The sequence below is a fragment of the Microcystis sp. M169S2 genome (assembly GCF_020245865.1).
Classification (GTDB): domain Bacteria; phylum Cyanobacteriota; class Cyanobacteriia; order Cyanobacteriales; family Microcystaceae; genus Microcystis; species Microcystis ichthyoblabe_A.
Genome location: NZ_JADBUB010000230.1, coordinates 1 through 4181, shown reverse-complemented (window position 1 = coordinate 4181; position 4181 = coordinate 1). Strand labels below are relative to the sequence as shown.

The 4181-nt window shown below is 43.3% G+C and carries 4 protein-coding genes; 2 read left to right on the top strand and 2 right to left on the bottom strand.

What is annotated here, in order from left to right; all coding sequences use genetic code 11:
* Positions 1 to 371: 371 nt before the first annotated feature.
* Both IM485_RS20760 and IM485_RS20755 read right to left on the bottom strand, forming a co-directional pair.
* The gene (locus IM485_RS20760; RefSeq protein ID WP_104398406.1) at positions 372 to 1565 is read right to left on the bottom strand and encodes a Coenzyme F420 hydrogenase/dehydrogenase, beta subunit C-terminal domain; all 1194 of its coding nucleotides are present in this window, start codon (positions 1563 to 1565) and stop codon (positions 372 to 374) included.
* Positions 1566 to 1680: 115 nt separating this feature from the next.
* The gene (locus IM485_RS20755) at positions 1681 to 2598 is read right to left on the bottom strand and encodes a histone deacetylase family protein (RefSeq protein WP_104398409.1); all 918 of its coding nucleotides are present in this window, start codon (positions 2596 to 2598) and stop codon (positions 1681 to 1683) included.
* 160 nt (positions 2599 to 2758) lie between these two features.
* Here IM485_RS20755 and IM485_RS20750 point away from each other — a divergent pair, with 160 nt between their 5' ends.
* Both IM485_RS20750 and IM485_RS20745 read left to right on the top strand, forming a co-directional pair.
* On the top strand, positions 2759 to 3628 hold the full coding sequence (locus IM485_RS20750; protein WP_104398407.1) for an alpha/beta fold hydrolase: 870 nt from the start codon (positions 2759 to 2761) through the stop codon (positions 3626 to 3628).
* A gap of 77 nt (positions 3629 to 3705) precedes the next feature.
* On the top strand, positions 3706 to 3942 hold the full coding sequence (locus tag IM485_RS20745; RefSeq protein WP_104398408.1) for a hypothetical protein: 237 nt from the start codon (positions 3706 to 3708) through the stop codon (positions 3940 to 3942).
* The last annotated feature ends 239 nt before the right edge of the window (positions 3943 to 4181 follow it).

Sequence of the window (4181 nt, the reverse complement as noted above, 5' to 3'; positions counted from 1 at the left end):
TAACTCGACCGACTCAACTGCAACAAAAAGCGTTAGATTTATTGGGAGTTTCCCTAATTTGTAGCCAGTAACGGGGCGCTGGAAATTCTTTTAATCCCTTCTACAGCACAGCTTATGGCTTTTTGTCAACGGGGAAGTCCAGTAATATCATGTCAAGAGGCTTTTGTCAAGAGAAAATTTGACAACATCTAATCTATAAAAACAAAACATCCAGACGTTGACTTTATGGAATTTGCTGGTATGGCGGCAGATATAGAAAATACTATGGAAGAGATTGTCGAAGAAGCAGAAGTATTCGGACGATAACCTATCGCTGAAACCGTAGATTTTCTATCCGAACGCTGCGCCCCTACTTTTTCGGCATACCCTAATTAATCGGGCAATTTATACTGTTCTACAATCTTTTTAGCATATTCAGGAACATGGGCTGCTAATTTTTCAGGATAATTACGTTTAACATAAAGGTAATTACGGGTAAAGTGAGAATCGATGGAAAAGCGAGCATATTCTAAACCTTTAGGCCCAATTTTTTCAATTACTACTCCCATCATTTTTGCCGCCCACATCGGCAAGGTTACACCTTTATCATAGGCAGGAATGCTATTTTGTACCGCCTGTTTTCTATCACCACTAGACATAACATCTTGGGTGTCTAATTGATCTTTAACTAACTCTAACATTTCCTTGCCCGTATCATTACGAACGACAATCCATTGCCAGCCAAAAGGTGCGCCCATATAGCCCACAACCAAATCGGCAAGGGAGTTAACATAATCAAAACAAGTCATACAGGAAGGGGCAAAAACATCCTTTAATTTATTAGTTTTTAAGCCAAAAAAGGGAACCATTTCCATCGAGCCATCTTCGTGTTTAAAGTGTACCCGAAAATCCTGCATAAATTCGTAATGAACCACGGTTTCTGGGGAACGACTGGTAGTTTCTAGAAACTTTTGCAGTCCTGAGCGGGTGACATTATCGACGCAGGGAGTTCCTAAGACATATAACTTTTCTAAGCCTAATTTTTTTTCTACTGCTCTTAGGGCTTGAATTTGACAACCAACTCCGATAACTAATAACCGTTTCATGCCCGATTTTTCAATTTCTTCTAGGACTGATAAATTGGGAGAAAGAGTCGGTTTATTAACTTTAGCGGCGAGAATTTCTTCCGTGGTACGAGCGAGAATCGGCTGCGGTTGAAAGCGATCCTCGGCGGTATTCTGCACACAAACCACCCCTTCTACTAAACCACGATTGAGCATTTCACAGGCAATTGTGCTGACGATTCCTGTCCATTGCGCCCCAGGGATAGCTTGTTTTTTCTTGGCAGCCATCATCTCTTGATGAACACCAAAATAGAGATCATTTTCCTGATTTAAGTCGCGACTTTTGCCGTGTGCTGCTGCTTCTAAATCAGCGATTTGTTGATTGAGAAAAGCACAAGCTTCTTTAACATAGTGAATATAATAAGTGTCACAAAGTCCGCACTCGCTACACAATTCTTTGGCAGGACGACGACTATTGGGCTTGAGGGCTTTGGCTTTTAGGTGTGGCGCAAGGGAGTTCATAATCTTAAAAGGCAACTAGGTCAAGGGTTTTTTTCTATCGATCGTTTACCTTACCGCATTAGATCGCTTTGTTACCAATCTTTTTAAAGAAATGTAACGATTACCCGGATTAGGATCAGAGCAAAGCTTCTAAGGTGGCGACGACGGAAGCCGCTAAAGTTTCTAAATCATAACCACCTTCTAAGCCGAAAAGCAGCGGTTTATTGAGAGTTAAGAGGTATTTGGTTAAAATTCCATAATCCTGTGGGTGTAAACAAATTCCCGCCAGAGGATCCGCTTGATTGGCATCATATCCAGCACTAACAATCACTAAATCCGGTTGAAAATTTTTCAGAAAAGGTATGACTTGCCCCTCAAAATGTTCTTGATAATCTTTAATCGTACTTCCCGCCGATAAGGGAATATTCAAAACATTATTAAACTCACCTTTTTCTCGCGCTTCTCCCGTGCCAGGATAAAAGGGGAATTGATGGAGGGAACAATAGGCAATCTGGGGATGATTTTTGACTATATCCTGGGTGCCATTGCCGTGATGTACGTCCCAATCGAGAATCGCTACTTTTTGCACTCTTTTGTTTTCTAAAGCATAATAGGCGGCAATAGCAGCATTAGAAAACAGACAGAAACCCATGCCATAATTAGAAGTGGCATGATGTCCGGGTGGACGGGCTAAAATAAAGGCAGGATCGCCGGTGGATAAAACTCGATCGACTCCATCTAACCAGCCACTAACCGCTAGTAACGCCACATCGTAACTACGGGCAGAAACGGGAGTATCGGCATCCAATCTTCCCCCACCCCGTTGACAAATTCGCCGCAATCTATCAACATAATCTTGATTATGAACTTGTTTAATCAAAGGGATTACTTCGTCACGAATTTCGATCGGTGTGGGTAAATGCCATGTTAATTTTGACTGCCATTCTGTTTGTTTTAAAGCCTCGATAATTGCCGTTAAACGCGCCGCTTGTTCGGGATGGTAAATACCTGTATCGTGATCGAGAAATTCATCGGAATAGATAATCGAGATCATAATCAAATTACTGCTTAACTCGTTGATTTTTGAGCAACCCAATGGTTTTAATCTACCAGAAAAATAGGGGCTTGAGGAGCTATAGTGAAAAAACTTTACTGATTAGGCCACTTTTGCCTGATGATGCAATTATCTCTCCCTAAGGTGACAGGAAGCAAAAATGCTGACAAATTTTCGGAAATTTCAGCTAGAAGTTAATGGCATTACTATCAATGGTGTCAAAGGTGGGCGCGGTTTTCCGCTGCTTTTGCTCCATGGTTATCCCCAAACCCATCAAATGTGGCATAAAATTGCCCCCCGATTAGCGGCTAATTTTACGGTGATCGCCACGGATCTGCGCGGCTACGGGGATAGCGATAAACCCTTACCCCTAGAGGATTCTAGCAATTATTGCAAGCGGGTGATGGCCCTGGATCAGGTGTTGCTGATGGAAAAATTGGGTTATCAGGAGTTTTATCTGATCGGCCACGATCGAGGAGCGCGAGTTTCCCACCGTCTCGCCCTTGATTTTCCCGAAAAGGTCAAAAAACTCGTTTTACTCGATATAGCCCCAACGCTGGCGATGTACGAGGCTACTGATCAAACTTTTGCCACTGCCTACTATCATTGGTTTTTCTTGCTCCAGCCTTCCCCTTTTCCCGAAACCCTGATCGCTGCTAATCCCGATTATTATCTGCAACATTGCTTGCAAAGTTGGGGGCGAGATTTTAGCGCTTTTACAGAGGAAGCTTTGGGGGAATATCGGCGTTGTTTTCGAGATTTAAGCACGATAACCGCCACCTGTGCCGATTATCGGGCCGCCGCTACTATCGATTTAGAGCATGATCGTCAGGATTTAGACCGGAAAATTTCCTCTCCCCTCTTGGTTCTTTGGGGAAAAAAAGGTTTCATCGCACGTCAATACGATGTGAGCGCTCTTTGGCAGCAGCGAGCTAATCAAGTCACGGGACAGGCGATCGCCAGTGGTCATTTTTTACCGGAAGAGGCACCGGAAGAGACGGCACAGGCGATCGAGGATTTTCTCGGCTAAGTAATACTAAATCTGGTTATTAAAAACTGATTATTTATTCTCCGTTTTGCAGGAGTGCCTCTCCTGATATGTAGTCCATACTCAACGGATTTAGTATTACTTCGCACTCGATCACTCAATCCAAGCTTTTGGGGGGTTCTACCCCCCAAACCCCCCGTTGGGTGCGTGGCGCGGTCACTGAGCGTGTCGAAGTGCCGCCCCCAAACCCCCCGCGCATTAGTTTTTCGGTGGGATGCTTACACGCGGCTGCTGATACATCTGTAATAATTTATAGCGTTTCTCACACCTGTGTGGTACATTTAAACCTTTGCTAATTAAGCTTTTCAACATTGATAATGTACCTCTTGCGAACAGGAAACACTATAAGAGTCACTCCCCTTGCAGTAGTGTCTCTCCTGATATCTGAACTTCCCCCATACATATATACCATAATAGCCGAAACCCTTATCCATCAATGGATATACCCCTTAACTCTTCTTAGTGTACCCATGTAATTTGTAACATTTATTAATGGACAAGAATTCTCTACCGTAATTCCCCCCCCGCTGTTCTT

What these genes read in the sequence shown, in the direction of transcription:
- IM485_RS20760 (WP_104398406.1), bottom strand. Translation starts at nt 1,565, where the DNA reads ATGAACTCCCTTGCGCCACACCTAAAAGCCAAAGCCCTCAAGCCCAAT.
- IM485_RS20750 (WP_104398407.1), top strand. Translation starts at nt 2,759, where the DNA reads ATGCTGACAAATTTTCGGAAATTTCAGCTAGAAGTTAATGGCATTACT.
- IM485_RS20755 (WP_104398409.1), bottom strand. Translation starts at nt 2,598, where the DNA reads ATGATCTCGATTATCTATTCCGATGAATTTCTCGATCACGATACAGGT.